Source organism: Kitasatospora sp. NPDC004669 (assembly GCF_040609455.1).
Taxonomy (GTDB): domain Bacteria; phylum Actinomycetota; class Actinomycetes; order Streptomycetales; family Streptomycetaceae; genus Kitasatospora.
The window spans coordinates 21,766-45,757 of sequence record NZ_JBEXKB010000043.1 but is presented as its reverse complement, the minus strand read 5'-3'; the positions used below and the strand labels follow the sequence as shown (position 1 = coordinate 45,757).

27 protein-coding genes are annotated in these 23,992 nt (G+C 70.6%); 25 read left to right on the top strand and 2 right to left on the bottom strand.

The genetic code is table 11. The features are described 5' to 3' along the window. Positions 1-91: 91 nt before the first annotated feature. From ABZW30_RS30140 to ABZW30_RS30075, 14 genes are all read left to right on the top strand, one after another. Positions 92-391 carry a hypothetical protein gene (locus tag ABZW30_RS30140; protein ID WP_355674369.1) on the top strand — a complete coding sequence of 100 codons (300 nt, stop codon included), beginning with the start codon at positions 92-94 and terminating at the stop codon, positions 389-391. Continuing rightward, positions 388-858: a hypothetical protein gene (locus ABZW30_RS30135; protein ID WP_355674368.1), complete on the top strand. Its 471-nt coding sequence runs from the start codon at positions 388-390 to the stop codon at positions 856-858. The genes ABZW30_RS30140 and ABZW30_RS30135 overlap by 4 nt, the downstream gene beginning before the upstream one ends. Then, positions 855-1,055 carry a hypothetical protein gene (locus ABZW30_RS30130; protein WP_355674367.1) on the top strand — a complete coding sequence of 67 codons (201 nt, stop codon included), beginning with the start codon at positions 855-857 and terminating at the stop codon, positions 1,053-1,055. Before ABZW30_RS30135 ends, ABZW30_RS30130 begins: the two co-directional genes overlap by 4 nt. Positions 1,056-1,331: 276 nt before the next feature. Then, positions 1,332-2,207, top strand: coding sequence for a mucin-2 (locus ABZW30_RS30125; protein ID WP_355674366.1), 876 nt, complete (start codon positions 1,332-1,334; stop codon positions 2,205-2,207). Then, positions 2,204-2,887 (top strand): hypothetical protein, encoded by a 684-nt coding sequence (locus ABZW30_RS30120; protein ID WP_355674365.1) that lies wholly within the window; start codon positions 2,204-2,206, stop codon positions 2,885-2,887. Before ABZW30_RS30125 ends, ABZW30_RS30120 begins: the two co-directional genes overlap by 4 nt. Then, positions 2,884-3,282: a hypothetical protein gene (locus tag ABZW30_RS30115; protein ID WP_355674364.1), complete on the top strand. Its 399-nt coding sequence runs from the start codon at positions 2,884-2,886 to the stop codon at positions 3,280-3,282. The genes ABZW30_RS30120 and ABZW30_RS30115 overlap by 4 nt, the downstream gene beginning before the upstream one ends. 80 nt (positions 3,283-3,362) lie before the next feature. After that, on the top strand, positions 3,363-4,202 hold the full coding sequence (locus ABZW30_RS30110) for a hypothetical protein (RefSeq protein WP_355674363.1): 840 nt from the start codon (positions 3,363-3,365) through the stop codon (positions 4,200-4,202). 76 nt (positions 4,203-4,278) lie between these two features. Continuing rightward, on the top strand, positions 4,279-5,004 hold the full coding sequence (locus ABZW30_RS30105; protein ID WP_355674362.1) for an AbiV family abortive infection protein: 726 nt from the start codon (positions 4,279-4,281) through the stop codon (positions 5,002-5,004). A 232-nt stretch (positions 5,005-5,236) separates the two neighbouring features. Then, positions 5,237-5,602 carry an HNH endonuclease gene (locus tag ABZW30_RS30100; RefSeq protein WP_355674361.1) on the top strand — a complete coding sequence of 122 codons (366 nt, stop codon included), beginning with the start codon at positions 5,237-5,239 and terminating at the stop codon, positions 5,600-5,602. 183 nt (positions 5,603-5,785) lie between these two features. After that, the gene (locus ABZW30_RS30095; RefSeq protein ID WP_355674360.1) at positions 5,786-6,268 is read left to right on the top strand and encodes a hypothetical protein; all 483 of its coding nucleotides are present in this window, start codon (positions 5,786-5,788) and stop codon (positions 6,266-6,268) included. Then, positions 6,237-7,793 carry a terminase TerL endonuclease subunit gene (locus tag ABZW30_RS30090; RefSeq protein WP_355674359.1) on the top strand — a complete coding sequence of 519 codons (1,557 nt, stop codon included), beginning with the start codon at positions 6,237-6,239 and terminating at the stop codon, positions 7,791-7,793. Before ABZW30_RS30095 ends, ABZW30_RS30090 begins: the two co-directional genes overlap by 32 nt. Positions 7,794-7,805: 12 nt before the next feature. Then, positions 7,806-7,961, top strand: coding sequence for a hypothetical protein (locus ABZW30_RS30085; RefSeq protein WP_355674358.1), 156 nt, complete (start codon positions 7,806-7,808; stop codon positions 7,959-7,961). Further along, on the top strand, positions 7,958-9,229 hold the full coding sequence (locus tag ABZW30_RS30080; protein WP_355674357.1) for a phage portal protein: 1,272 nt from the start codon (positions 7,958-7,960) through the stop codon (positions 9,227-9,229). The genes ABZW30_RS30085 and ABZW30_RS30080 overlap by 4 nt, the downstream gene beginning before the upstream one ends. Next, positions 9,229-10,005 (top strand): HK97 family phage prohead protease, encoded by a 777-nt coding sequence (locus ABZW30_RS30075; protein WP_355674356.1) that lies wholly within the window; start codon positions 9,229-9,231, stop codon positions 10,003-10,005. Before ABZW30_RS30080 ends, ABZW30_RS30075 begins: the two co-directional genes overlap by 1 nt. Positions 10,006-10,365: 360 nt before the next feature. On the opposite strand, the gene ABZW30_RS30070 is transcribed toward ABZW30_RS30075, so the two are convergent. Continuing rightward, on the bottom strand, positions 10,366-10,932 hold the full coding sequence (locus ABZW30_RS30070) for a hypothetical protein (protein WP_355674355.1): 567 nt from the start codon (positions 10,930-10,932) through the stop codon (positions 10,366-10,368). Positions 10,933-11,140: 208 nt separating this feature from the next. On the opposite strand from ABZW30_RS30070, the gene ABZW30_RS30065 reads away from it, so the two are divergent. From ABZW30_RS30065 to ABZW30_RS30055, 3 genes are all read left to right on the top strand, one after another. Continuing rightward, complete coding sequence (locus ABZW30_RS30065; RefSeq protein ID WP_355674354.1) at positions 11,141-12,478, top strand: phage major capsid protein; 1,338 nt, start codon at positions 11,141-11,143, stop codon at positions 12,476-12,478. 72 nt (positions 12,479-12,550) lie between these two features. Then, entirely contained in the window at positions 12,551-12,898 is a 348-nt protein-coding gene (locus ABZW30_RS30060) for a hypothetical protein (protein ID WP_355674353.1), read from the top strand. Positions 12,899-12,902: 4 nt separating this feature from the next. Beyond that, positions 12,903-13,418 carry a hypothetical protein gene (locus ABZW30_RS30055; protein ID WP_355674352.1) on the top strand — a complete coding sequence of 172 codons (516 nt, stop codon included), beginning with the start codon at positions 12,903-12,905 and terminating at the stop codon, positions 13,416-13,418. 51 nt (positions 13,419-13,469) lie between these two features. On the opposite strand, the gene ABZW30_RS30050 is transcribed toward ABZW30_RS30055, so the two are convergent. Further along, complete coding sequence (locus tag ABZW30_RS30050) at positions 13,470-13,718, bottom strand: hypothetical protein (protein ID WP_355674351.1); 249 nt, start codon at positions 13,716-13,718, stop codon at positions 13,470-13,472. A 1,035-nt stretch (positions 13,719-14,753) separates the two neighbouring features. Between ABZW30_RS30050 and ABZW30_RS30045 the strand changes: the two genes are divergently transcribed. From ABZW30_RS30045 to ABZW30_RS30010, 8 genes are all read left to right on the top strand, one after another. Next, the gene (locus tag ABZW30_RS30045) at positions 14,754-15,644 is read left to right on the top strand and encodes a hypothetical protein (protein ID WP_355674350.1); all 891 of its coding nucleotides are present in this window, start codon (positions 14,754-14,756) and stop codon (positions 15,642-15,644) included. Then, positions 15,641-16,123 (top strand): hypothetical protein, encoded by a 483-nt coding sequence (locus tag ABZW30_RS30040; protein ID WP_355674349.1) that lies wholly within the window; start codon positions 15,641-15,643, stop codon positions 16,121-16,123. The genes ABZW30_RS30045 and ABZW30_RS30040 overlap by 4 nt, the downstream gene beginning before the upstream one ends. A gap of 11 nt (positions 16,124-16,134) precedes the next feature. Then, the gene (locus ABZW30_RS30035; RefSeq protein WP_355674348.1) at positions 16,135-16,326 is read left to right on the top strand and encodes a hypothetical protein; all 192 of its coding nucleotides are present in this window, start codon (positions 16,135-16,137) and stop codon (positions 16,324-16,326) included. After that, on the top strand, positions 16,319-17,293 hold the full coding sequence (locus ABZW30_RS30030; RefSeq protein WP_355674347.1) for a phage tail tube protein: 975 nt from the start codon (positions 16,319-16,321) through the stop codon (positions 17,291-17,293). Before ABZW30_RS30035 ends, ABZW30_RS30030 begins: the two co-directional genes overlap by 8 nt. Before the next feature lie 13 nt (positions 17,294-17,306). Next, positions 17,307-17,738 (top strand): hypothetical protein, encoded by a 432-nt coding sequence (locus tag ABZW30_RS30025; RefSeq protein ID WP_355674346.1) that lies wholly within the window; start codon positions 17,307-17,309, stop codon positions 17,736-17,738. Between the two features lie 228 nt (positions 17,739-17,966). After that, entirely contained in the window at positions 17,967-18,404 is a 438-nt protein-coding gene (locus ABZW30_RS30020; protein WP_355674345.1) for a hypothetical protein, read from the top strand. A 72-nt stretch (positions 18,405-18,476) separates the two neighbouring features. Next, positions 18,477-21,050 carry a phage tail tape measure protein gene (locus ABZW30_RS30015; protein ID WP_355674344.1) on the top strand — a complete coding sequence of 858 codons (2,574 nt, stop codon included), beginning with the start codon at positions 18,477-18,479 and terminating at the stop codon, positions 21,048-21,050. 21 nt (positions 21,051-21,071) lie between these two features. Next, positions 21,072-23,978, top strand: coding sequence for a hypothetical protein (locus ABZW30_RS30010; RefSeq protein WP_355674343.1), 2,907 nt, complete (start codon positions 21,072-21,074; stop codon positions 23,976-23,978). The last annotated feature ends 14 nt before the right edge of the window (positions 23,979-23,992 follow it).

The window sequence follows — 23,992 nt, the reverse complement described above, 5'->3', positions numbered from 1 at the left end:
TTCTGGCGCCACACATCCACCGCGCCCGAGCCGAACGCCTCGCCGCCGAGCAGAACACCAGCCCCCGTATCGCCGTCGAGCGGGCGGCGGCATGAGCACCGCGCGGGATGTCGTCGAGTTCTGCGGGCCGCCGCCGGTGGCCGAGACCAAGCACGGTCGGATTTCCCGGGTGTTGCGCGACCGGCCGGCCGAGTGGGCGGTCGTGCAGCGTGCTGGGAGCATCGCGCGGGCGGCGTCCGCGGCGCAGGCGATCCGTTCAGCGAAGCTGCTCGCCTACGGGCCGGCGGGCGCGTTCGAGGCGGTCGCCCGGACCGTCGAGGGTGAGCACCGGGTCTACGCCCGGTACGTCGGCGCCCCGGCCCGGAATGCGGCCGGGGGTGTGGCCGCATGATCCGCGCGTTCCTGCACCCGGACGGCCACACGGTCCGCCTCGACGCGACCGACGCCGCCGAAAGGCTGCTCGACCTCGTCGCCGTCGCCTACGTCGACGACGAGCAGCACGTCGGCGAGTTGCTGCGGGCGCTCGCCGCCGCGGCCAGCCGTCACCAGGCGCGGCAGGCCAACCCCGCAGCAGCCGAGTACGACGTCGAATCGGCAGCCGCGGCGCGGGACGCCGCCCGCGAGCGTGCACGCCGCGGCCTACGCCTCACGCTGTCGCGAATGCGGCGCCGCCGCCCGTGGTCGGCCCTCGTGCAGCGGCGCCAAGCCGCGCTGCTCGACCAACTGCCGCCGCTCGACGGGCTGCTCGCCGTCGACCTCTCCTATCGAGTCGCCGTCGAGTTGGGCGAGCGGCTGCGCGGCCTCGCCGCGCAGACTGTTGCGGGTCGCCATGCACTCGAACTGGAGTGCGAGACGTGACCGCGGCGGCCGGCGGCCCCGTCGTCGCGCCGGCCCGCATGTTCCTCGCCGAGGCGGTCGCCGCCGTCGACGTCGACGGCGTTCGGGCAGTGTGGCGCGCGGCGTACGCCGCTGGTGAGCCTCGCTGGTATCGCGACCGGATCGCCGCCATCGGCCGCGCCCGCGGCGACGCCGGGCCCATGCCGGCCGCGGCATGAAGGGCGACCGCCCGCCGGCGCTGCAGCTCGCGGTCGACGGCGACGCCGTCCCCTACCCGGCGACGCTCCCCTCGCCCACCCCGCCGGCCCGCCGTCGACGGCGCCGCCCTGCCGCAGCAGATGCCGAACTGCCCATCGTTCCCGGTCAGTTGGATGGCCTCGACGCCATCGCATCGCTGACTCGACCCGCACCGACCGCCCACCCGAACATAGATGAGGGGTCCAAGTCCCGTGCCGTGGTTCAAAGTTGATGACTCTGCCTACAGTCACCCCAAATTGATCAAGGCCGGCAATGCCGCGGTGGGGTTGTGGCTGCGCGCGGGTTCCTATGCCGCGCAGCACCTGACCGAGGGGCGTGTTCCGGCTGTGGTCGCCGCCATGTTCGGCACCGGCCCCCAGATAGCCAGGCTCGTCAAGGCGGAGTTGTGGCACGAGGCAGGACACACCTGCCCGCGCTGCCGGCCCGTCGGCGACGGCTACCTGATGCACGACTTCCTGCACTACAACCCGACCCGGGCGAGCGTCGAGGACACGCGCCGGCGGGCGGCGGACCGCAAGCAACGGGGGCGCACACGCCGGCGAAACGGCTCCGATTCGCCCGCGAACGCGCCGGAAACCGGCGCCGATCCGAACCCGGACGCCGACGAAACGGGCACGGATTCACCCCTAGATTCCGAGGATTCCGCAGGTCACGACGGGGTGTCCCGCCCGGACGGCGCGGGAGTGTCCCGCTTGTCCCGGCCCGGCCCGTCCCGGGCCGTAGGTGGTGGGGGTAGTAGAGAGAGTGCTAACCGTAGGGGGCCGGCGTCGTCTGCTCTCTGCGCTCTGCCACCCGATTGGGAACCCGACGACGCGCTGCTCGCCTGGGCCATGGCCGCTGGCCACATGCAGCGACTGGGACTCGACGGGGTGGATCACGCCACGGCCAAGTGGCGCGCCCACCGGGCTACAGGGCCGCGGCGGACCGCCGAGCAGTGGCGCCTCGACTGGCAGCAGTGGATCACCCGCGAGCGGCCCGACACACCGTCGGCCGGCCGCCACCTGCAGGCCGTACCGCCTACCCGGCTGTCCCGCGCCGACCAGCACGCCGCCGCGTTGCAGGCCGCCCTCGACGAGATGTCCACCGGCAACCGGACGGAGGGGACCGCGTGACCCGCGAACAGGTGGCCGCGCTGCTCGCCTACGCCGGCCGGATCGACCCGCGTACCGCCCATCTCGACGCCGCCGAGACGGCTGCCCAGCTCGCTCACTGGTGTGAGCTTCTGTACGACGTGCCCGCTACCGCGCCGGGCGGCTGGGACGCCGCCGCCGTGTTGCGCCGGCACGTGGCGAGCAGCCCGTACCCGGTGCTGCCGGTGGACATCACCCGCCCGTGGATCGCCCACCGCCGCAAGCTGCTCGACCGACACACCGACCCGCGCCCGGACGTCGACCCGGACGACGTCGCCGGCTACCAGGACGCCATCCGGGCGCAGCGAACGGCGGTCGCGACCGGGCAGGCCGCGCCGAGCAGCGCACGGCAGCTGACCGGCGGCCCGCACCCGGGCGTCGCCGCCCGCATCGGCGCCGGCCGCGCGCTGCCAGCCGAGGCCGCCGCCGAACTCGCCCGGTTTCGCCCGACCCGGGCCGCCCGCGAGGCCGCCGCGGCGGCCGGACGGCCCGACGCCCTCGCCGTGCCGTGCGGTTGGTGCCGCGCCCCGGTCGGCGAGCAGTGCCGGCGCCGCACCAACGCCGCCGGCGACCGGCCGGGCACCTGGACGCGCCGCCGCACCCCGCACCCGAGCCGCGAGGACGCCGCCGCCCGCATCTCCCGAAGGGACCACGCCGCATGACCACCACCCGTCTCGACCCGGACGTCGACGCACTGCTGCACCTGATCGACCGCGCCGAGCGCGGCGCCCTGCTCCCGGCCGAGGCCGAGTTGCTGCGCGCCGGGGTGCGCGGCATGGCCAACTACCGCGACTGGTGCGTGCAGTGGTCCCGCCGGGCCGCCGCCTACCGCTCGCGCATCGTGCTGCTTCGCCGGGCGCTGGTGCGGGCGCTCGGCCGGGCCCGGCGCACCGCGGCGGCCGAGGCAGAGCTGCGCGACCTGCAGGCGGTTCTCGCCGAGGTCGAACCGGTGCAGAGCGCGTACGAGCAACTGCTCACCGCCCAACTGCTGCCCCGCCTCACCGCGGCCGGCCGTCGCCCGGCCGCCGCCAACCCGCCCGGCCGGGCGGCCTCGTGACCGGCCCGGGCGCCCCCGTACCTCACAGAGGGGCGCCCGGGCCCGCTAACTGCCCAACCGGACAAGCATGGAGAGTTCTCGTGTACACGCCTGCCCACTTGCACCGAGCCGTCGCCCAACTGCGCACCGTCCGCGAGGAATGGGGTGCGCTGCTGGCCGCGATCGAGACGCCGCCCGCGGCGGTGTGGCCGCCGGCGCAGCTGTCCACACACCTCGCCCAGCAGCAGGCCGGCGACGACGACGGTGGCCCGCTGGTCGTCGACCGGACGCCGCTCGTGCTGCGCCGGCACCCGGCGCCGCTGAATCTGGAGGCCCTCGACGCTGCTGTGCGCGTCGAGCGACTGCTGTTCGATACGGCGGACACGTTGGCCGCCGCCGTGCAGCGACCGATCGCCCGCCGGCTGGTCAACACGCCCGGCCGGATGCCGATCTGGGCCGACGACCCGGTCGACGCCGCCGACCCGCGTCGCTGGCGCTTCCCCAGCCCCACCGACCCCGGCAGCCGCGCCTACGGCGTGCACTGGGCCGCCGTCTGGGTCGAGGGCCGCCTACTGTCCGAGGACACCGGCCCGGAGCACCACGGCGACCGAGTTCTGCGGCCCGGGCTGTTCGGCCTGCTGCCCGACCACTTGCGGCACGAGGCGATACGGGTTGCCGGACAGTGCGCGTGGCTGGTGCTACGTGCTCTGCAGCTCGACGCTCGCTCGACCCCGGCCGGCCGGCCGTGCCCGTGGTGCGGCGGCGACATGGTGCTGCACACCGCCGACGGCCAGGCGCCGCGGGTGACCTGCTCGACCGGACCGACCTGCTCGGCCCCCGTGCCGCTCGACGACCAGCAGCGCCGCGTGTGGGGTGTCGTCGATCTGGGGCCGCTCGTCGCCGCGTTCGAAAAGGCCGGCACCGCCGACCGCGCGGCGTAGGCGGACCACCGGGGCTGCGTGCCGGCGGCGCGAAATCGGGTGCGCGCGGTCGGCACGCAGCCCCATCCTGGTCGCCATGACCCGACCGATTCCCCCAGTGCCGGAAATCCTTCGCATCATCCCGGCAGTGATCAACAACGCCGACGAGCTTCTCGGTGACGCGCGTACCTTGCTCGACGCCGGTCGTGTGCCACGCGCCTACTCCCTCGCTGTGCTGGCGCTTGAGGAGTTCGGTAAGGCCAACCTGTGTATCTCTGCGATCGGCGCCAACCCTGATGCCAAGGACTTTTGGAAGGCGTGGCGCTTGCATCCAAGCAAGCTGTTCGAGACCCTCGGCATGCAGTCGCTCGGCAGCCCCCTGGACGGCCAGTCGGTTGTGAACCGGTTCACAGCCATCAAGGCTGCTGCCAATGACACCCACGGCCTCAAGCTGAGCGGCCTGTACGTCGACTACGACGAAACCGGGCAGCTTCAGCTGCCGCAGGCCATCACCCGGGAAGAAGCAGAGGCCGTGATCGCAGAGGCGACCGACGTCTCGGGCACGTACCAAATGTGGCTCGTCCCGGGCGCTACCGAAGCGTTGCTGACATACGCCACTCCCGAAATGCTGGCCGCCGTACGGCAAGCAGCCGAGCACGCCGCCCGCACGGACATCGAGGGCGGGTTCGAGCGGGCTCGCGAACTCTACGCCCGCGGGACCGGTCAGCCGTACGTCCCCGGTGACGTGACCCCGTCGCCCAACCCACTGCCAAGGGCCGCCGAGCAGCTGGGCGAGGATTCCGACGCCGACGCCATCGACTGAGGGACGGGTTGGGCAACGAACCCTCTTGCGCCGTTATCGATCCGTGACCTAAAGTTCGAAGCGCTTCCGGCGTGCCCGGAAGCCAACGACACCGGCCCCGCCCACTCGGCGGGGCCGTTCGCGTTCCGGCGCCGGGAACATGACCCCGGGTCCAAGTTTCGAGGGGTGCCCGGTTTCCGGGCCGCCGGGTTTCGGCCGGCCCCGCCCGAGGATTCCGAGGGGGTGATCGGACATGCCGCGCAGACGCCCGTGCCTGGTGTGCGGTCAGCTCACCACCAATCCCTCACGCTGCGAGCAGCACCAGGCCGAATGGCAGGCCCGCCAAGACCAACTGCGCGGCAGCGCCACCCAGCGCGGCTACGGCGCCGCCTACCGCCGCGCCGCGGCGGCGGCACTGGCCGACCACCGCCGCAGCTACGGCGACATGTGCCCGGGCTACGGCGTGCCGCCCCATCCGGCCAGCGATCTGACGGTCGACCACCTCGTGCCCAAGCGGCTCGGCGGCGGCGACGAGCCCGAGAACCTGCGCGTCCTGTGCCGTCCGTGCAACAGCCGCAAGGGTGGCCGGCGCCCCCGCGGCGGTGGTCACACTGCGTGATAGCGACCCCGCCCCGTAGCCGAATACCGGGGGGTGGGTAGATGTCGCGGGGGTGATCATCTCCGGACCCGGCCCCCCGCCCCAAAGTTTCCTGTACGGGTTCTGGCCGATTTTTTTGGGCCGCGACGACACTGTCGAGGCCTCGACCGGCAGGCACGGAGTGCGACCAGGGGCGGTGGTTGGATGTCGGGGCCGCTGCCCAAACCACCCGAGGAACGCCAGCGTCGCAACGCCCGGGACCTGGGTGCCGTCACGGCGCCGTCCGGTGAGCTACCGCAGCCGCCCGACGGCCTGTGCCGGCCCGCCGTCGAAGGGTGGTCGGCGTACTGGGGCGACGTGGTCGCCGGCGCGCTGCGCCCGAGCGACGCGTCGCTCGTCGACCGGTGGGTGCGCAACCTCGACCGCTACCACCAGACGCTCGCCCTGGCCGACGCAGAACCGGTCGTCACCGGCTCGACCGGCCAGCCCAAGCCCAACGGGCTGTACGCCCTCGCCTACCAGATCGAGGCCTCGATCCGGGCCGACGAACAGCAGCTCGGCATCGGCCCGCTGAACCGGCTGCGCCTCGGCCTCAAGTTGGCCGAGGTGCAGACGTCCCTGTCCGACATCGCGGCCGATGTGGAGGGGGGCGACGATGACCCGCTCGCCTTCCTCTCCGGCGCCTGAGGTCCTGCCGTGGCCGGACGGGGTGCCGCGCCCGCTGTCCGCACCGCCCCTGACCGCCGCCCGCAGCGACGGCGCGCGGGTTGCCCGCTGGATAGAGAAGCACTGTCGGTACGGCGAAGGCGACAAGTTCGGCCAGCCGGTCAAGCTGGAGATCTTCCAACGGATCTTCCTGCACTGGCTGTTCGAGCTGCGCCCGGACGGCACCCGGCGCTACCGCCGCGCCCTGCTGGAGGTTCCGAAGGGCAACGGCAAGACCCCGATAGCCAGTTGGGTAGCCGCATACCTGCTCGCGACGCAGCGCTCGGCCGTCATCCCGGTGGCAGCCGCCTCGTACGCCCAAGCCGAGCTGCTGTTCGGCGACCTGCGGACCACGATCGCCGAGTCGCCCACCCTCCGGCACCTGTTCCACGCCTTCGAGGGCGAGGTGCAGGTCGTCGACGGCCCCGGGCGCGCGTACAAGATCGCCGCCGTCGCCGGAACCAACGACGGTCAACGGCCGTCGGCGGCGTTCTTCGACGAGATCCACGAATGGACCGGCGGGAAAGCGCGCGTTCACCTCGTGATCGCCAACGGCGCGGCCAAGCGGGCCGGGAGCGTGGTGGTCAACACCACCACGCCGGGCGCCGACCTCGACAGCATGGCTGGCCGGCTGCACGAGTACGGCCTGAAGGTCAACGGCGGCGAGATCGATGACCCCGAGTTCCTGTTCGTCTGCTGGGGATGCCCGGAAGACCGGTACGACCTCGACGATCACGACCAGCTGCTGCAGGCGATCCGGGACGCGAACCCGGCCGCCGACCAGTTCCTGAATGTGGCGGACGTCGCCGCCCGCTACTACCAAATCCCCCGGCACGAGTTCGCCCGCTACCACCTGGGCGTCTGGACTTCCGTCGCCGAGCGGTGGCTGCCCACCGGGGCGTGGGAGGCCTGCGAGCGCCCCGGGCCCATCCCCGACGGCGCGGAAGTCGTCTTGGGGTTCGACGGGTCGTACAACGGGGACAGCACCGCCTTGACGGTCGTCTCGTGCCCCACGGACGACGGCGAACTGCCCCATGTAGACGTGGTCGAGGCGTGGGAGCGCCCCGACACCGTCGTCGGCGACTGGCAGGTGCCGATCCTCGACGTCGAGGCCGCGATCCGGGCCGCCTGCAAGCGCTGGCAGGTCCGGGAGATCGTGTGTGACCCCTACCGGTGGGCGCGGACTTACCAGATTTTGGAGTCCGAGGGTCTGCCGATCGTCGAGTATCCGCAGTCTCCGGCCCGCATGATCCCGGCGACGCAGAGGTTCTATGAGGCCGTCACGCAAGGGCAGTTGATCCAGTCCGGTGACCCGCGGCTCGCCCGCCACATCGCGAACTGCGCGATCAAAACGGACGCCCGCGGCACCCGGCTCACGAAGGAACACCGCCACAGCACCAGGCGCATCGACCTCGCGGTGTCCGCCGTAATGGCGCTCGACCGGGCATGCCAGCCGCCCGAACTCCCGCCGCCACCACCCCAGTTCTACAGCTGGGCCGACCTGTAGAGGGGGTGCCGGATGCGGCTGCGCATCTCCCGCAAGGCCGTCGCCGAGGTGCTCGACGTCGCCGGCCTCGCCGCCCTCGACGCCGCCGCGTGGTCGTGGTGCACCACGGCCGGCCTGGTCGTCCTGGGGGCCGCGCTGCTCGTCGCCGGGTGGGTGGTCGACCGGTGAGCCTGCTCCGACGAGCCGCCCGCGGTGTCCGCGAGCGGCGGTTCTTCGTACCCTCCGGCGGCGGCGACCCGTGGACGATCCCGACCAACGGCTCGTTGGCTGCCTACACCGCCGCCGGCGTGCCGGTCACCGAGGAAACCGCAATGCAGCTCATTGCGGTATACGCGTGCGTCCGGATCATCTCAACGGCCCTGTCCGGGCTGCCACTTGACGCCGTCCGGATGCAGGGCGAGGTACGCCGGCCGCTCGACCCGCCCCCGCTCATCGTCTCCGACCCGTTCGGCGGGACCAACAGCCTCGCGCGGCTCACGCGCCGGGTCGGCATCCAGCAGATGGCCGTGTCCTGCCTGCTGCGTGGCAACGCCTACGCGGTCGTGTTGCAGCGCGACCGGTACTACCGGCCGACCATGCTGCAGGTCCTGCACCCGGACCGGGTCGACGTCGCCCTCGACGCGACCGGCCGGCGCCAGTACACCGTGAACCGGACGCCGGTGGACGCCGAGGACATCGTGCATATCGCCGCCATGGCGCCGCCGGAATCCCCGAAGGGTGTCAGCGTTATTCAGGCCGCCCGCCAGTCGATCGGCTTGGGGCTCGCGGCCGAGGAATTCGGAAGCCGATTCTTCGGCTCCGGGGCCCACATGTCCGGCATTGTCCAGGTGCCCGGAGACCTCGACCGGGAACGCGCCCGGCAGCTCAAGGACTCGTTTCAGGCATCGCACGGCGGACTGTCGAACGCCCACACAGTAGGGGTCCTGACCGGTGGTGCAGAGTGGAAGCCAATTTCCGTCACCCCCGAAGATGCGCAATTCTTGGGAACCCGGGCAGCGCAAAATCTGGATATCGCGATGCTTTTCGGAATTCCGCCTCACATGCTCGGACAGGTAGATCGCACCACATCGTGGGGAACCGGAATTGAGCAGCAATCCCTAGGTTTTCTGAAATACACCCTAGCCTCTTGGATCGGCCTTTTCGAGGACGCTTGGAGTGCAATGCTCCCCGCCCCGCAGGTGGCGAAATTCAACGTCGAGGGGCTGCTGCGCACCGACACCGCCGGTCGGTTCGCCGTCTACATGATGGCCCGCAACGCCGGCTTGCTGACGATCGACGAGATCCGGGCGAAGGAAGACCTTGCGCCCCTGCCCGACGGCGCGGGTGCCGATCCGTTCGTTCCGCTGAACTCCTCCGCCTCCGGCCTGTCGACGGACGGCACGGACCCGGGCGCGCAGACCCCGAAGTCGGCCGCCGAATCAGGAAAGGAGCCGTAGTGGACTTCTCCCACCGCGCGGCCGGCCGTGGCGTCCAGCGCCGGGCCGTGCCGTTCACCGGTATGCAACTGCGCGCCGCCGACGCCGGGGCGACGCTCCGGTTCGAGGGCTACGCCTCGATCACCGAATCCCCCTACGAGATGGAGGATTGGGCCGGGCAGTACACCGAGATCGTCAGGCGCGGCGCGTTCACCAAGTCCCTCGCCGAGGGCGCCGACGTCCCGTTCAAGATCAATCACAGCGGGATCACGTTGGCCAGGACAAAGAGCGGCACCATGCGGCTGGCGGAGGATTCGACCGGCCTGCATGTCGACGCCGACCTCGACCCGCGCTCGCCCGAGGTGCAGACCCTGCAGAGCGCCATGGAGAGGCGTGATCTCGACGAGATGAGCTTCGCGTTCCGGGTGGTCCGCCAGACCTGGAACACGGACTACACGCAGCGCGACATCCATGAAGTCAACCTGAACCGCGGCGACGTCTCGATCGTCAACTATGGCGCAAATCCCGCGACTTCGGCCCACTTGCGGGCCCGGGACGTGGCGACCGCGCTGCGCGAGTTGCGCGCCGGCCAGACGCTCACGCCCGACGCCGTCGAGACGCTCGGGCAGGTCCTGCAGCTGATCGCCGCCGCCGACGGCGCGGTCGACGTCGCGCAACCGCTGCTCGCCTCCGTGCTCGACGTGCCGAACCCGGACGCCGACCCCGACCCGGGCGACGGCGAACGCGCCGACGGTATGGAGCTGTTCGAGCTGCGCCGTCGCCTGCTGGCGCTGTAGGAGAGAATCACTTTCCTTTACTCTTGCCGCCGCCTGCTCGGATCGCCGATTTCCTAACCTGCGCAATGGGAGGCGCCTTTGCGTGCTGCGTCAGCTTAACCAACCCAACTCTCACCCTAATTCTTTTAGTTTGCCACTCCCTCTCTTGGTCGCCATGCACGGAATACCCCGCCAGTCTTCTCTTTTTTTTGGAAGAGATGGCTAGGGCTAGCGCGAGGCTTACCCCATCCGGAACTCCCCAGCCGGCACACGCGTCGTAGCCCACACTGGGCCGCCCACCTGAATCACGTACACTGGGCCACTCGCCTGGATCTCCACTCCCGTTTTTCTTTGACATCCTCCTGTTTTTCTTTGGCATCACTAAGGCCCCTTCGGCTTAGGGATGAACGAGATCCAAACAACTAGCCCAACCTCTACCAGTAAAAAATAGAGGCCAAATTTATATAGCCGGGAGAGGCGGTAAAGGATCTCTCTGTTGCGCCCAGATTTTTGGATCATTTTCCGCGTTACCGCAGCACGAGTCTCGTCTGCACTCTCTTGCTGAAGCGGGTTTAGAAAGTCTTCCGCGCTGGGGCAGAAATACCACAGTCGAGGCTTTAAGATCACGATAACCAGGAAGCCGATCGTTACCAGGGTGGCCAGCAGCAAGGAAGTCAGCGTGACTAGGTACCAGCCCTCAACGTGGCCGCCATTGAGCCATCCCAAAGTGGCCGTAAATGAAGTGATCAGCGTGGAGATGGTCAGGAGGCCACTTGCCCGATTTCGCAGGTTGGTAAGGCTTGCGTCCTGCATTTGAAGCATCCGCAGTGCAGCCTGATACGCGAGGTCATCCCTTGAGCTATCCGGGCCGCGTGGGTCGGATAGCAACCCCGCCCTTTCTTTGCAGAATCTGCAATGGAATCGCACAGCTTTGATTGTCTCACTCAAGCTGAATTTCTACATGTCCGGCTAGGCCAGACGTGAATCCGTAGATGTGACCCGGCGCCGCACTGCGGCGGCCGGGCGCTTCCGCCTGCCCGGTCGCCGCGCCGGAGCCCGCGCCGGACCCCCGCCGCGGGGGCACCACCCGAGCCACCACCCGAGCCCCCGACGGCAGGCACACCGCCAACCACCCCGACAAGACTGGAGATTGCCCGTGAACAAGCGGGACATGATCGAAGGTCTCCTCAATCGGCGTGCCGAGATCCGTTCCGGCCTCGATTCGCTGCTGGAGACCGTCCGCACCGACCAGCGCACCACCCTCACCGACGAGGAACGCGGCCAGTTCGACGCAGGCGAGGGCGAGATCCGCGAGATCGACGCCCGGGTCGCCGAGCTGGACGAGCAGATCAAGCGCGACGAGGCAGCCGCCGACGTCGCGAAGCGCTACCTGTCGACGCCGCGCGCCACCATCACCAGCGAGCCCGAGGTGTACCGCAAGGGCGGCGAACGCAGCTACTTCCGCGACCTGCACCTCGCCCGCAACAAGGGCGACCGGGACGCCGTCGAGCGCCTGCTGCGCAACGACCGGATGGTCACCGAGCAGCGCGCCATCTCTACCGTGAACGGCGGCGGTGGTGAGTTCGTCCCGCCGGAGTGGCTGGAACAGGACTTCATCGCCTACGTCCGCCCGGGCCGCATCACGGCCAACTTGATCCCGACCGAGGGCCTGCCGCCGGGCACCGACTCGATCAACATCCCCAAGGTGTCGAGCGGCACGGCGACGGCGCCGCAGGCCGCGCAGAACACCGGCATCCAGCAGACCGACATCACCACCACCAGCGTTTCCAGCCCGGTCGTGACGATCGCCGGCGGACAGACGATGTCGCTGCAACTGCTCGAACAGAGCCCGGTGAACATCGACGGCATCGTGCTGCGCGACCTCGCCGCCGACTACGCCCGGCAGCTGAACACGCAGGTCCTGAGCGGCCCCGGCACCGGCGGCACCCTGACCGGCGCGCTCACCCTCGCCGGCACGAACTCGATCACCTACACGTCCGCCACACCGGCCCTGGGCGCCCTGTACTCCAAGCTCGCCGGGGCGATCGCCGCGATCCACACCAAGCGGTTCCTGCCGCCGGACGCGATCGTCATGCACCCGAACCGGTGGGCCTGGGTCGAAGCGCAGCTCGACGCGAACAACCGCCCCCTGGTCGTCCCGAACTCGGGCGGCCCGTTCAACGCGATCGGGAACCTCGGCGAGCAGGCCGCGCAGGGCTACGTCGGCAGCATGCTCGGCCTGCCGGTGTACGCGGACGCCACGATCCCGACCAACCTCGGCGCGGGCACCAATCAGGACGTGATCATGGTCGGCCGCATGTCCGACCTGCTGCTCTGGGAGAGCTCCGTCCGGGCGGAAGCCTTCCAGCAGACCTACGCCGCCAACCTGTCCGTCCTGGTACGGCTCTACAACTACGTGAGCTTCCAGCCCGGCCGCTACCCGCAGTCCATTTCCGTCATCGGCGGCACCGGCCTGACCGCCCCCGTCTTCTAACCCGCGCGCGGGCGGCCCGGTCGACTACTCCGCGGCCGGGCCGCCCACGCATACCGAAGGGGACACCTTCCAGTGAACGTCATCAACTACGTCCGCGGCCTGCTCGACGAACTCGACGGCGCCGTGCGCACCGAAGCGAAGGCCGTCGCCAACCGCGTTCGGGCCGAGATCAAGCGCGTCGCGCCCGACGTGAAGGCCGAACTTCCGCGGGCCGCCGCCGCCGCGGCTGGGGCCGAGGTTCGCACCCTGTCGGACCTGCGGACGGTCGAGCACCCGGCGGTCGCCGAGCTGCGCGCGGTCGACGAGCGGCTCGACCAGGTGCTCGCCGAGACCAAGCCCGCCCCGGTGAAGCCGGCGGCCGGGTTCACGCCGCCGGCCACCCCGGCGCCGGCCGAGCAGCCGAGCCCGCCGGCCGCGTAGCGCCGTGCAGCGCGACCCGCTCGGCACCCACCTGCGCCGGGTCCGGTCCGAGCACCGGCCCCGGCGCCCGGCGTCCGGTCACCGAAGCCGGGTCGGCGCCACCCACCGCCGCCGCCCCGGCGCCCACGGCCACCACCACAAGCAAGCCCACCACCGCAAGCACCGGCACCACACGGGCCCCAAGCTGCGGCACGTCAAGCGCCACCCCAAGGGCCGCCACCTACGCCACGCCCACAAGGTGCGGCGCCACCACCGCACCCACCTGCACCACCGCCGGCACGCCCGCGCGGAACACCGCCACACCCGCCACGTCCAGCGCCACCGGAACCGGGCCCGCCACCGGCGCACCCTGCACCACCACCGGCTGAACAACGCCCACCACCGCCACCAACACCGCCGGCACCTCGCCCACCGCCGCGCCCACCACGGCGCCGCGCACCACCGCACGGCGCACCACCGCACGGCGCACCACCAGCACCGCCGCGGCTCCACCCACCGGCAGCACCGCCGCTACCGATAGCCGGACGGCGAGGGCCCGGCGTCCGAAGACGCCGGGCCCTGTCAACGCTCGTCAGCGCTTGCTGCGCCGACCACGGCGACGGGACCGCCGTCCGCCAGCCGCATCCTTGTGCGGCGGGCGGGTGCTGCCGCCCGGCCGACGGGTCCCCGTCGACCGGCGGCCCCGGACAGCAACCGGGGCCTGCCCGTCCTCACCGTTGCTGTGCCGCCGGTGGCGGACCACCGCCTCAACACCCTTGATGATCAGGTTCGCGAGCAGGCTCGCCGCGAACTTCTCGACCGACCACGGAAAGTCTTGCATGACAACTCCCTTTGCTCAGAGACACGTTGAGCGGGAGGGCGTCTACCCAAAGGTTCTAGGCAGCCAGACGGAAACCGCTCTGGCGGCATGCGCTCGCACTCCCTGGCGCGCTGCCGCCCGCGGCAGCACGCCCAGGGGCCCTGGGCACGAGAGCGACTCTCAACCGGGTGATTCCACAAGCGATCGACAGCCGGTCCACCGGCGGCCAATCCGGCGGCCATCCGACGATGCCAGTTGGCAGCACGTGTGGGCACCACAGGGAGAAGAACAGCAGGGCAGCGGAGAGGGCAACCGCCAGTCGGCGAGAGACGCGCGCGCCCGAAACCGCGGCTCCGTTCGCGCCCATCTCAGGGCCCGGGACAGGAACCGAGTCGAGCCCCCAGTCAGCTTCCGCAACCTGACGAAGCGGGCCGTGCGGCTGGTTCGCCGCAGGGCGCCTGTCGAGAAAGGCGATCAGCTTCCGCACACACCCCGAAAGCCGAGATGGTGAACGCCGCCCGGACGTGCACGCCGGGCGCCCCCTCGGGATGCACTCATCCCACCGCTGAGCATGCTTCCAGACGACGGATAGGCCCGGGCCAGCCGGAGACACGTCCTTACAGAGGTCATCGGGGTTCGCATCGATCACCGAAAACCACTGCTCGGAATGCTTCAGATCGCCGTGGCCGCGTTTGATATCCGTGGACGCTGGCGCAATGCCGAGTCTCACCCCCCGGCCGACGAGCTGTGCGAACGACCTTTTGCGCCACATCTCCGCGATCTTCAGATCGCCCATTGGCTCGGTGTCGATCCCGACCGCAAGCATCTGCGACGAGAGCAGCGCGTCCACGCGCCTGCACTTCCGCTGCCGCACCGGGCGACGAAGGCGGGAGTAGGCGGGCGCGGTAATCCGCGGAACCTCGATCGCGATCGGACGGGACACCCACTCAGCATAGGGCCTCGCCACGCCCGGGCGCGCCTAGCACCCCACCAACACCGTTGACCTGCACCGCTCTTGGTTCCTCGGCGACCAGTCGGAAAGGAGGTAGCGCCCTCGTGGCTCTCATCTACCTCTCCGGGCAGGACGTTGGGCTGACGACCGTCGTCGCGACCGATACCGGGACGCCCGCGGCCGGCGCTGTAGCGGTCACGCTCACCGTGACCGACCCGGTCGGCACCGTCAGCACGCCGGCGACGGCGTCAACCGGCGGCGGCGGATACGCCGCGGTGGTGCCGTCGGTGGCCGTCGCCGGGGTGTGGCTGTACCGGTGGACGGCCACCGGCGCCGGCCTCGCCGGCGGCTGGGCGGCCGAAGGGCAGTTTCAAGTAAGGCCGCTGGGCGTCGAGCAGCTCGTCGACCTGCCCAGCGTCAAGAGCCACTTGAACATGCCCGCCGGCGGCACCAACGACGACGAGCTGCAAGGGTTCGTGCTCGCCGCGGGCGAGTTGGCCCGTGACGTCTGCGGGCCGTTCCTGCCCGAGCAGCACACCGAGTACCACGACGGCGGCCGAGGTGCGATCGTCCCCGACTGGCTGCCGGTCGCGACGGTGCAGAGCATCACCGAGTACTACGGACTCAGCGCCTTTCCGCTCACCGAACAGCCGCTCGGCGCCCAGGCGACCGCGTTCGCGTTCACGGTCGACTACCGGACGGGTGCGATCACCCGGCGCACCTTCGGCGGGCAGTCTGCACTGTTCGCCGTCGGCACGAAGAACGTCAAGATCGTCTACACGGTCGGTAGGGCCGGACAGGTCCCGTACTCGGTGCGGCTCGGCGTGTTGGAGCTGATCCGGCATCTGTGGCAGCTCACCCAGCAGGGCGGTAGGCCGAGGTTCGGCGGCGGCGCCATGGACGGCGGCGAGGTGCACGTTCCCTCGGGGTTCGCCTTGCCTGACAGGGTCGTTGAGCTCTGGGCGCCGTACCGCCGGCCGCCGGGGATCGCATGACGACCCCCATCGGCGCTATCCCCGCCAGCAGCATCCCCGCCGCCCGCGCGTGGCTGCTCGCCCAGTTGCAGGCCACCCTCACCGCCGACCCGCTGTCGAAGTCGTCCGAGCTGCTCGTGTGCCTCGACGAACCCGGTCCGTATCAGCCGGACGACATCGTGAGCGTCGGGGAAGTCCACCAGACCTACAGCCCCGAATCCGTGGTCGGTTCCGGCGGCGCCGGGTGGCTGCGCGAGGACTACCAACTTCACGTCACGGTCGACGTCTACCGCGGCGGCGACGACCCCGCAGGAACGTTCACCCGGGCCCGGGCGCTCGCCGACCTGGTCGTCGCCGTCGTCCGCAGCGATCCGTCGCTCGGCGGCGCCGTGGACCGCGCGCGGCCCACGACCGCCACCCACACCGCTGGTTGGGACGACGAGCACCGCGGCCGACACGTGTCGATCGACATCGTCGTCGACTGCCTCAAGACCCTTTAGGAGACGCCGAGTTGGCCGCATACACGTACACCGGCCCGGACGACGGCCGCTATTACCCCACCCTCGGCGTCGCCCCGACGCCGGGCCAGTCCTACGACCTCGACGTCGACCCGGGCGACGGCGCGTGGACACCGGCCCCGCCGCCGGCCGCCACCAAGACCGCGCCCGCCGCGACCGGAAAGGAGGTGTCCGCCGATGCCTAAGCCAACCCACCTCGCCGCGGTCGGCGTCGGCACGGAGGCCGCCGCGACCCCCGGCACAGCCGTGCCGCCGTCCATGTGGGTGCCGTGGAAGACCTTCACCCCCAAGGATGCCGTCACCAACAACGAGGACAAGGGCGTGAGGGGGGCGCCGGTCGAGGTCTACGGCATCGTCCAAGGACAGAAGTCCGCACAGCTCGACCTCGGCGGCGACGTGTTCGCCGACAGCATCGGCCACGTCCTGGCCGGCCTGCTCGGCGACGTCGCCGTCACCGGCTCGGCCGCCCCGTACGCGACGGCGTTCTCAGTCCTGTGCACCGGCGACACCCAGGGCGTCAGCAAGACGTGGACCGTGGTCGACCCCAACCTCGGCGCCTGGCAGTACCCGGGCGTCCGGATCAACTCGATCACCTTCAAATGGAACGCCGACGGGCTGCTCACGTGGACGGCCAAGGGCGACGGATGGACGTACGTCGTACTCGCATCCCCGCCCGCCCCCGCACAGGGCGCGCTGCACCCCTTCGCCACCTGGGCCATCACAACCAAGCTTGGCGGCACCCAAATCCCCGTGCTCGAAGGCGAGTTGACCATCAAACGCAAGGTCGACGTGATCAAGGCGGCGAACGGGACGCAGAGCCCTTACAGCGTGTGGGGCGGCGACATCGGCGTCGACGGAAAGATCACGATGGTGATGGAGGACTCCACCCAGCGCAACATCTACCAGGCGTCCACCGTGCAGAGCCTCGACGTCTCGTGCACCCAGGGCGCCGGCGCCACCGCCAACGGCCTGCAGCTGCACTGCTCCCAGATCTACTACCCGGAGGCGACGCCGAACCCGGGCAAGGAGTACTGGGAACTCCCGATCAGCTTCAAGGCGATCGCCAACCCGACCGACGCCGGGGCGTCCGGCGGCTACTCCCCGATCAAGGCCACCCTGACCAACGCCCTGCCCGCGGGCACCTACAAGTAGGAGACGACCACCCGTGAAGCGCGTGAACCTGACGGCCGGCGGCGGCTGGGCCGACCTGCGCGAGCCCAACGAGATCCCCGAGCGGCTGCGCCGCCCGGTGCGCAAGCTGCAGATGCTCATGGCCGGCAACCCCGCTTTCTCCACCGTGGTCGAGCAGGCCACCGGCGCCGACGGCGTGCCGGATGTCGACGAGGCGCAGGCCGCGCAGATGGCCGCCGCCATGGGCGAAAGCGGGATCGATCTCGTGTTCCAGCTGCAGGACCGTTCCATCCTGCAGCGCGTGGCCGGCTGGTCGTTCGGCGACGTCACGCTCGACGTCCTGCAGGACCTGGCCGGCGACGTGTACGACGAGCTGAGCGAGCTGTGCAAGGACCCGGCGGCCGGCAGTGTCGACCTGCGGCCGAGCATGGACGAGACCTCCCCTATCGTGCCCTCTACCGCCTGAGGGCCGCGCTAGAGGGGGCGTTCGAGTACCGGGCCGACCAGCTGCCCACCGAGCACTACCGCACGTGGCGGCTGTGCCAGATCATCGGCCCGCCCGCCGCGTGGGCGGACATGCCGGCCGTCGAACTCGACTGGTTGCTCGCCGTCGACGACGCGGTCGCCGAGGCGCGTGCCAACGTCGAGCGACGGGAGTCCGAACGTGGCTGAACTCCGCATGAGGATCGAAGGGTTGACCGAGTTGCACGCCGGTCTCGACCGGATGATGCACGACGTTGACCACGCCACCGTGGCCGCTCTCAAGGCCACCCAGAACCTGGCCAAGCAGAGCGTGCGGGCGAGGATGCGCGGCCGGCCCCGGTGGGACCACCGCGGCGCGTCCGATCGCACCGGCGACGCCGTCAACCTGAATCTCAACCCGCATCACCAGCCGCGCCAGGGCGGCCCCGGCCGGCTCACCGGCGCACTCGCCCGCGGCGTCGGCGGGGTGCGCAAGCCCCGCAAGACCCCCGCGGGATTCGCCGGCGGCGTCGGCGTCGGCGGCGGCGTGCGCAACCTCTACAAGGGCCGCACCGAGGCCCGGTTCGCCTACCTGAAACCGGGCGTCGACGCCGCCCTGCCGGCCTTCGAAGCCGTCTGGTTCAAGGCCTGGAACCGCGCCGTTCACTGACCGCGGGCGCCGCCGCGCACCCCCAACTCACGCCAGAACAGGGGGTGATGCGGCGTGCCGAGCTTGCCTCCGGTGTTCGTCGAGTTCCTTGGCAAGTCCGACGGCGTGCGCCGCGCCATGGCGGACGTCAAGCGCGAGACCCGCCGCGGCGCGATCGAGGGCGAAACGGCATTCCAGCGCTTCGGGCGCGTCTCCAAAGAGGCCGTTACCGGCATCGGAATAGCCGCCGCCGGTGCCGCGGTCGGCGCCGTGAAAATGGCCGCCGATTTTGAAACGCAAATGACCCGCGTGCGCACCGGAGCGGGTGAAGTTGCCTCGAATATGCGCATGGTCAGCCAAGGCGTTCTTGCCATGGCCGGCCAAGTCGGGCAGAGCACGCAGCAGCTCACCGCAGGGCTTTACCAGATCGAATCAGCCGGTTTCCATGGCGCCGATGCACTGACCGTGCTGCGGAATTCCGCACAGGGCGCGAAGGTCGGCGCGGCGGAATTGGGAACGGTCGCAGATGCCGTCACAACGGCAATGAATGCCTACAAAATGTCGGCCGGAGAGTCGGCCGAGGCGACGAATGCACTCATTGCCACCGAGGCGCAGGGCAAAACCAATATGGAAGCCCTCGCCGGCAGTATGAGTTCCATTCTCCCGACGGCTGCCGCCGCGCACGTCGGGCTCACCGAGGTCTTGGGCGCCATGGCTACGATGACCAGCCAGGGAACCCCGGCCGCGGTCGCGGCAACCTACCTCCGGCAGACCATCGGAGCGCTTTCCAATCCATCCGGGAAAGCGGCGCAGGAAATGAAATCGCTCGGATTGAACGCGGTCGAGGTCGGCCAGAACCTGGGGAAAAACGGGCTCGCTTCGACGCTGGAAATGCTCACCGGCGCGATCGAAAAGAAAATGGGCCCGGCCGGTACCGTTCTCATTGAGCATCTTCGGAAAGCGGCACAGGGCGCCACCGACTATCAGAAGGTGTTGGCGAACCTGCCGCCGGAGCAGCAGACGTATATCGGCGCTTTGGCGAACATGGTCGGCGGAACCAAAAGCATGATGGCCGCTTTGCAGTTGACCGGCCCTCATATGCAGGATTTCAAGAATGCGACCGCCGCAATCAACGAGCATGTGAAGCAGGGCGGTAAGGAAATCGAGGGCTGGCGGGACGTGCAAGGAACGTTCAACCAGAAAATGGCCGAGGCCAAAGCCGGGGCGCAGGCCATGGCAATTCAGGTCGGCCAGTACCTCATGCCGGTTGCGTCGCGGGCAATGAGCCTGTTCGCCTCGTTCACGGGGTGGCTGGGCAAGCACGAGACGGCCGCGAAGATGGTCGCCGGCGTGATCGGCGGCGCCCTGGTCATCGCACTGGCCGCGGTCGTGGCGCAGATGTGGGCGTGGACCGCCGCCGCCCTCGCCAACCCCGTGGTGTGGATCATCCTTGGGATCGTCGCGTTGATCGCCGCGGTCGTCCTGCTGGTCATGCACTGGCGGGAGGTCTGGGGGTTCATCAAGGCGATCGCGGTCGAGGTTGCCCACATTGCCGTGGGCGCCTGGCGGTGGCTCGAAGGCGAGACGTCCGCCGCGTGGCGGGCGGTCGCCAGCTGGGCCACGGGCACGTGGCGTTCGATCGCCGCGTTCTTCGTCGGCGCCTATCACGCCGTCGTCGACCCGGTGGTCGCCGCGTGGCGGCTGGCCGAGCGCGTGACGCTCAGCGTTTTCGGCGGGATCGCCGCGTTCTTCCGCCGCTGGTGGCCCCTGCTGCTCGTGATCTTCTTCCCGTACATCGCGGTGCTCGTGGCGATCTGGAATCATTGGCATGAGCAGATCATCGGGACGGCGAAGGCCGTGTGGTCGGCCGTGGCCGCGTTCTTCGTGGCCATCTGGCGCGCCATCTCCGGCGCCGCCGAGACGGCTTGGCGCTACACGCAGCGCGTGATCATCCAGCCGATGCGCGAGGCCTACGACGAGGTCGTGTCGGTGGCGCGCCGGGCGCTTGCCTGGCTCGATGGCATCTGGCGACAGGTGGCCGACACTGCGGCATCCGCCTGGCGGCTCGTTCGTGCACACATCCTCGGCCCGGTGATGCAGATCTGGCGCGACGTGACGGGCTGGTTCGACAAGATCAAGAACGCCGTCGGTGACGCCCTGTCGTCCGCCTGGCACAGTGCCGAGAGCATCGGCGACAAGTTCCTGAGCGTGGGCCGTGACCTCGTGATGGGGATCGTTCACGGCATCGAGGGTGCCGCGCACTTCGTGGTCGACAAGCTGAAGCACCTGGCGTCGAGTGCGCTCAATGCGGCCAAGTCGTTCCTGGGGATCAGCAGCCCGAGCCGGGTCATGGCCGATGAGGTCGGGCAGTGGATTCCGCACGGCATCGCCCAAGGGATCACCGACCACGCCCACGTGGCGGCGGGCGCCGTCGCCGCGATGTCCGCCGGACTGTCCGCCCAGACCATCACCCCACGACTGTCCCTCGCCGGCGCGAACGCCGGCGCCGCCGGCGGCTACGGGCCGGGCGGTACCCAGGCCGCCGAGATCACCACCGTCGTCAACCTCGACGGCAAGGAACTGTTCCGGGCCGTGCAACAGCACGCGCTGCGCAACGACCGCCGCAACCCGCGGCCCGGCATGGTCTACGCCCGCGCCACCGCCTGATCTACCAAGGGAGGTACTCCTGTGACCGTTCCCGGGCTGCTGCCGGGTTGGCCGCGCATCGCGCTCGGCGTCGCGTTCAACGTCGGCGGCACCCAGGCCGGCACGCCGTTCTACACCGATCTCACCGCCCGGTTGCGCGACAGCTGGACGGCGACGGCGGCCGGCCGGCAGTACGAGATGGACGCGGTACAGGCCGGGACGGCGTCGTTCGTGCTGGACAGCACCGACGGCGCTCTCGACTCCACCAACCCGGGCGGCCCGTACTACGGGAGCATCACGCCGTTCCGGCGGGTGAGGCTCACCGCGACGTGGCCGCCGAGTCAGAACCTGCTGCCGCAGGGCATGGCGACCGGCTCATCGCTCGCCGACGTCCAAGTCACCAACGGCACCCGGACCGTCGCCACCGTGCCGGCCGCACCGTCCGGCCACACCCAGGCGATCGCCTGGACGTACCCGGCCATCTCCGGCGCCCAGGCGTGCGGCCTGGGCGCCACCAACGCCAACTGGGCCGGCGCCGACTCCGACGCCGTCCCCGTCATCGGCCAGCCCGGACAGGCGCCGGGCCAGCCATGGACGTACACCGTGTACGCCTCGACCGCCATCGGCGGGCAGGCGGGGCTGCAGCTGTCCGCCCGGATCAGCTGGTACCGGCAGGACGGCACCCGGATTACGCCGGTCGACTCCACCCCCGTCACGCTGCCCACCGTCCCCGGCTGGACACGACTCACCCTGACGGCCACGGCCCCGGCCGGCGCCGTCTGGGCGCGCCCGGCCGTCATCAGCCCGGCCACCACCGTGACCACCACGGCGACCACCGTCTATCTCACTGGGGCCCAGTTCGAGCAAGCCGCCGCCCCGACGCCGTGGGCCGACCCCGGCGTCACGGACCCGCTGTGGAGTGGGTACGTCGAGCGGTACCAAGCACACTGGCCCAAGGGCAGCGCCTACGGCACGGTCACCCTCGCCTGCAGCGACGCTCTCGCCGGACTCGCCCGCCTCACGCTCCGCCCCGGGTTTCAGCAGTCCCTCGCCGCGCTGAACCCGAACTTCGTGATCCCGTTCAACGAGCCTTCCGGCGCGGCCCTGTTCGCCGACGCCACCGGCCAGCGGCCGGCATGGACCGTGGCCGCCACGCCCCCGGGCGCCGGAAGCGCGACCGTCACGGCCGGAAGCGCGCTGCAGGGCGTCGGCTTCAACGGCGCGGCCGGACCCGTGGTGACCATCACCAACCCGAACGCCGGCAACCTCGCCAACTTGCCCGGAATGGTGATCAACGCGCCGGCCGGTGCCGCGGTCGGACCACCGGCCACGGGCGGGTGGACACGGTTGATCGCCTTCCGCACCGCCGCGACACCGAACGGTCCCATGGCCCTGTGGTCGAGCTCCGCGCCAGGCGCCCTGATGAGCGGCGGCGCGCAGGTCTACGCCGGCCCGCGGTCCGCATTCGCGATCTTCATCAACGCGGACGGCACCGTGAGCGCGGGCGCCAACAACGCCGACGGCAGCGCCGTCATCACCGTGAACGTCCCCGGGATCGTTGTCCGTGACGGCAACTGGCACCTGGCACTCGCCAAGGTGTCCGCCGACGGCACCATGCTGACGCTTAGCGTCGACAACTTGGCGTACTTCAACACCACGACGGGGGACTGCCACCCCACCGGGTGCACCACCGACACCATCGGCGGCAGCATGGTCGCCGGCTTCAGCCAAGGTCTTTTCACCGGCGACATCGCCTACGCCGTCGAGCTGCCCGTCGAACTCGACGTCGGCACCGCGTTGGACTTGGGCCATGGGTTCGCCCAGGGCTGGACGGGAGAGGCTAGCGCCACCCGGGCGCAGCGCATCCTGACCGCGGCCGGATACCCCGGCGCCGTCGCAACGCTGAACACCCAGACCACCATGGGCGCGGCGAATTTCGCCGGCCAGAACGCCGGTGGAGCGCTTCAGATGGTGGCGGACAGCGAGGCGGGACAGGTCTACGCCGACCCGGCCGGAACCATCACCCTCGCCGGTCGGCGTTGGCGCTACCTGCAGACCGCCCCCGCCGTCGTGTTCGGTGAGATGGCCGCCGCCGGCGAAGTGCCGTACCTAGATGACATTCAGGTCGACCTCGACCCCGACCACGTCTACAACACGGTGCAGGTCACCAACCAGGTAGCCCCCAACGCGCCGCAACAGCCCGACAGTTACGCATCCAACCCGGCGAGCCAGGCGGCGTACTTCCCGAGTTCGCTCGCCCGGACGATCAACGTGCAGGACCCGAACGAGGCCCGGTACGCCGCCGCGTACCTGGCCGGCCAGTACGCGGCCCCGGTGCCGCGGGTCTCGCGCATCATCGTCGACCCGTCCGCCAACCCCACGGCGTGGCCGCGGCTGCTCGGCCTGCAGTTCGGGGCCCGGGCCCGCCTCATGCGCCGCCCCAACGCCTCACCGAACGTGATCAGCCTCGACACGTACGTCGAACAAGTCGAGTGGAAGGGGGACGATCAAGGCCGGCTCACGGTGACCGTGCAGCAGTCAGCCGCCGCGCCGTACTCCGGGTGGATGGTCGCCGCCGCCCTGCACACCACCCTCGCCGCACCGGCCTCCGCCGGGGCGACCACGGTCACGCTCTCCGCGCTCACTGGGGCCGCGACGAACCCCGCGTCGGCCGTCCTGCCCGCCGGCACCGTGCTCACCATCGGCTACGGCACCCCGGCCGCCGAGCAGGTCACCGTCGCGCCCGGCGGCGTCGCCCCGACCAGCCCGGGCTACACCACCGTCGCCGTCACCCTCACCGCCCCACTAGCGAGCGGCCACGCCACCGGCGACGCGGTGTGCCAACCCCTGCCCGGCTCGGTCACCCTGCCGGCCGGCGCCGTCTACCCGGCCGCACTCGACGCCGCCGCCACCCTCACCGCCACCGGCGGCCCCCGCGCCGCCTACTGACCACCGGAGGAGGC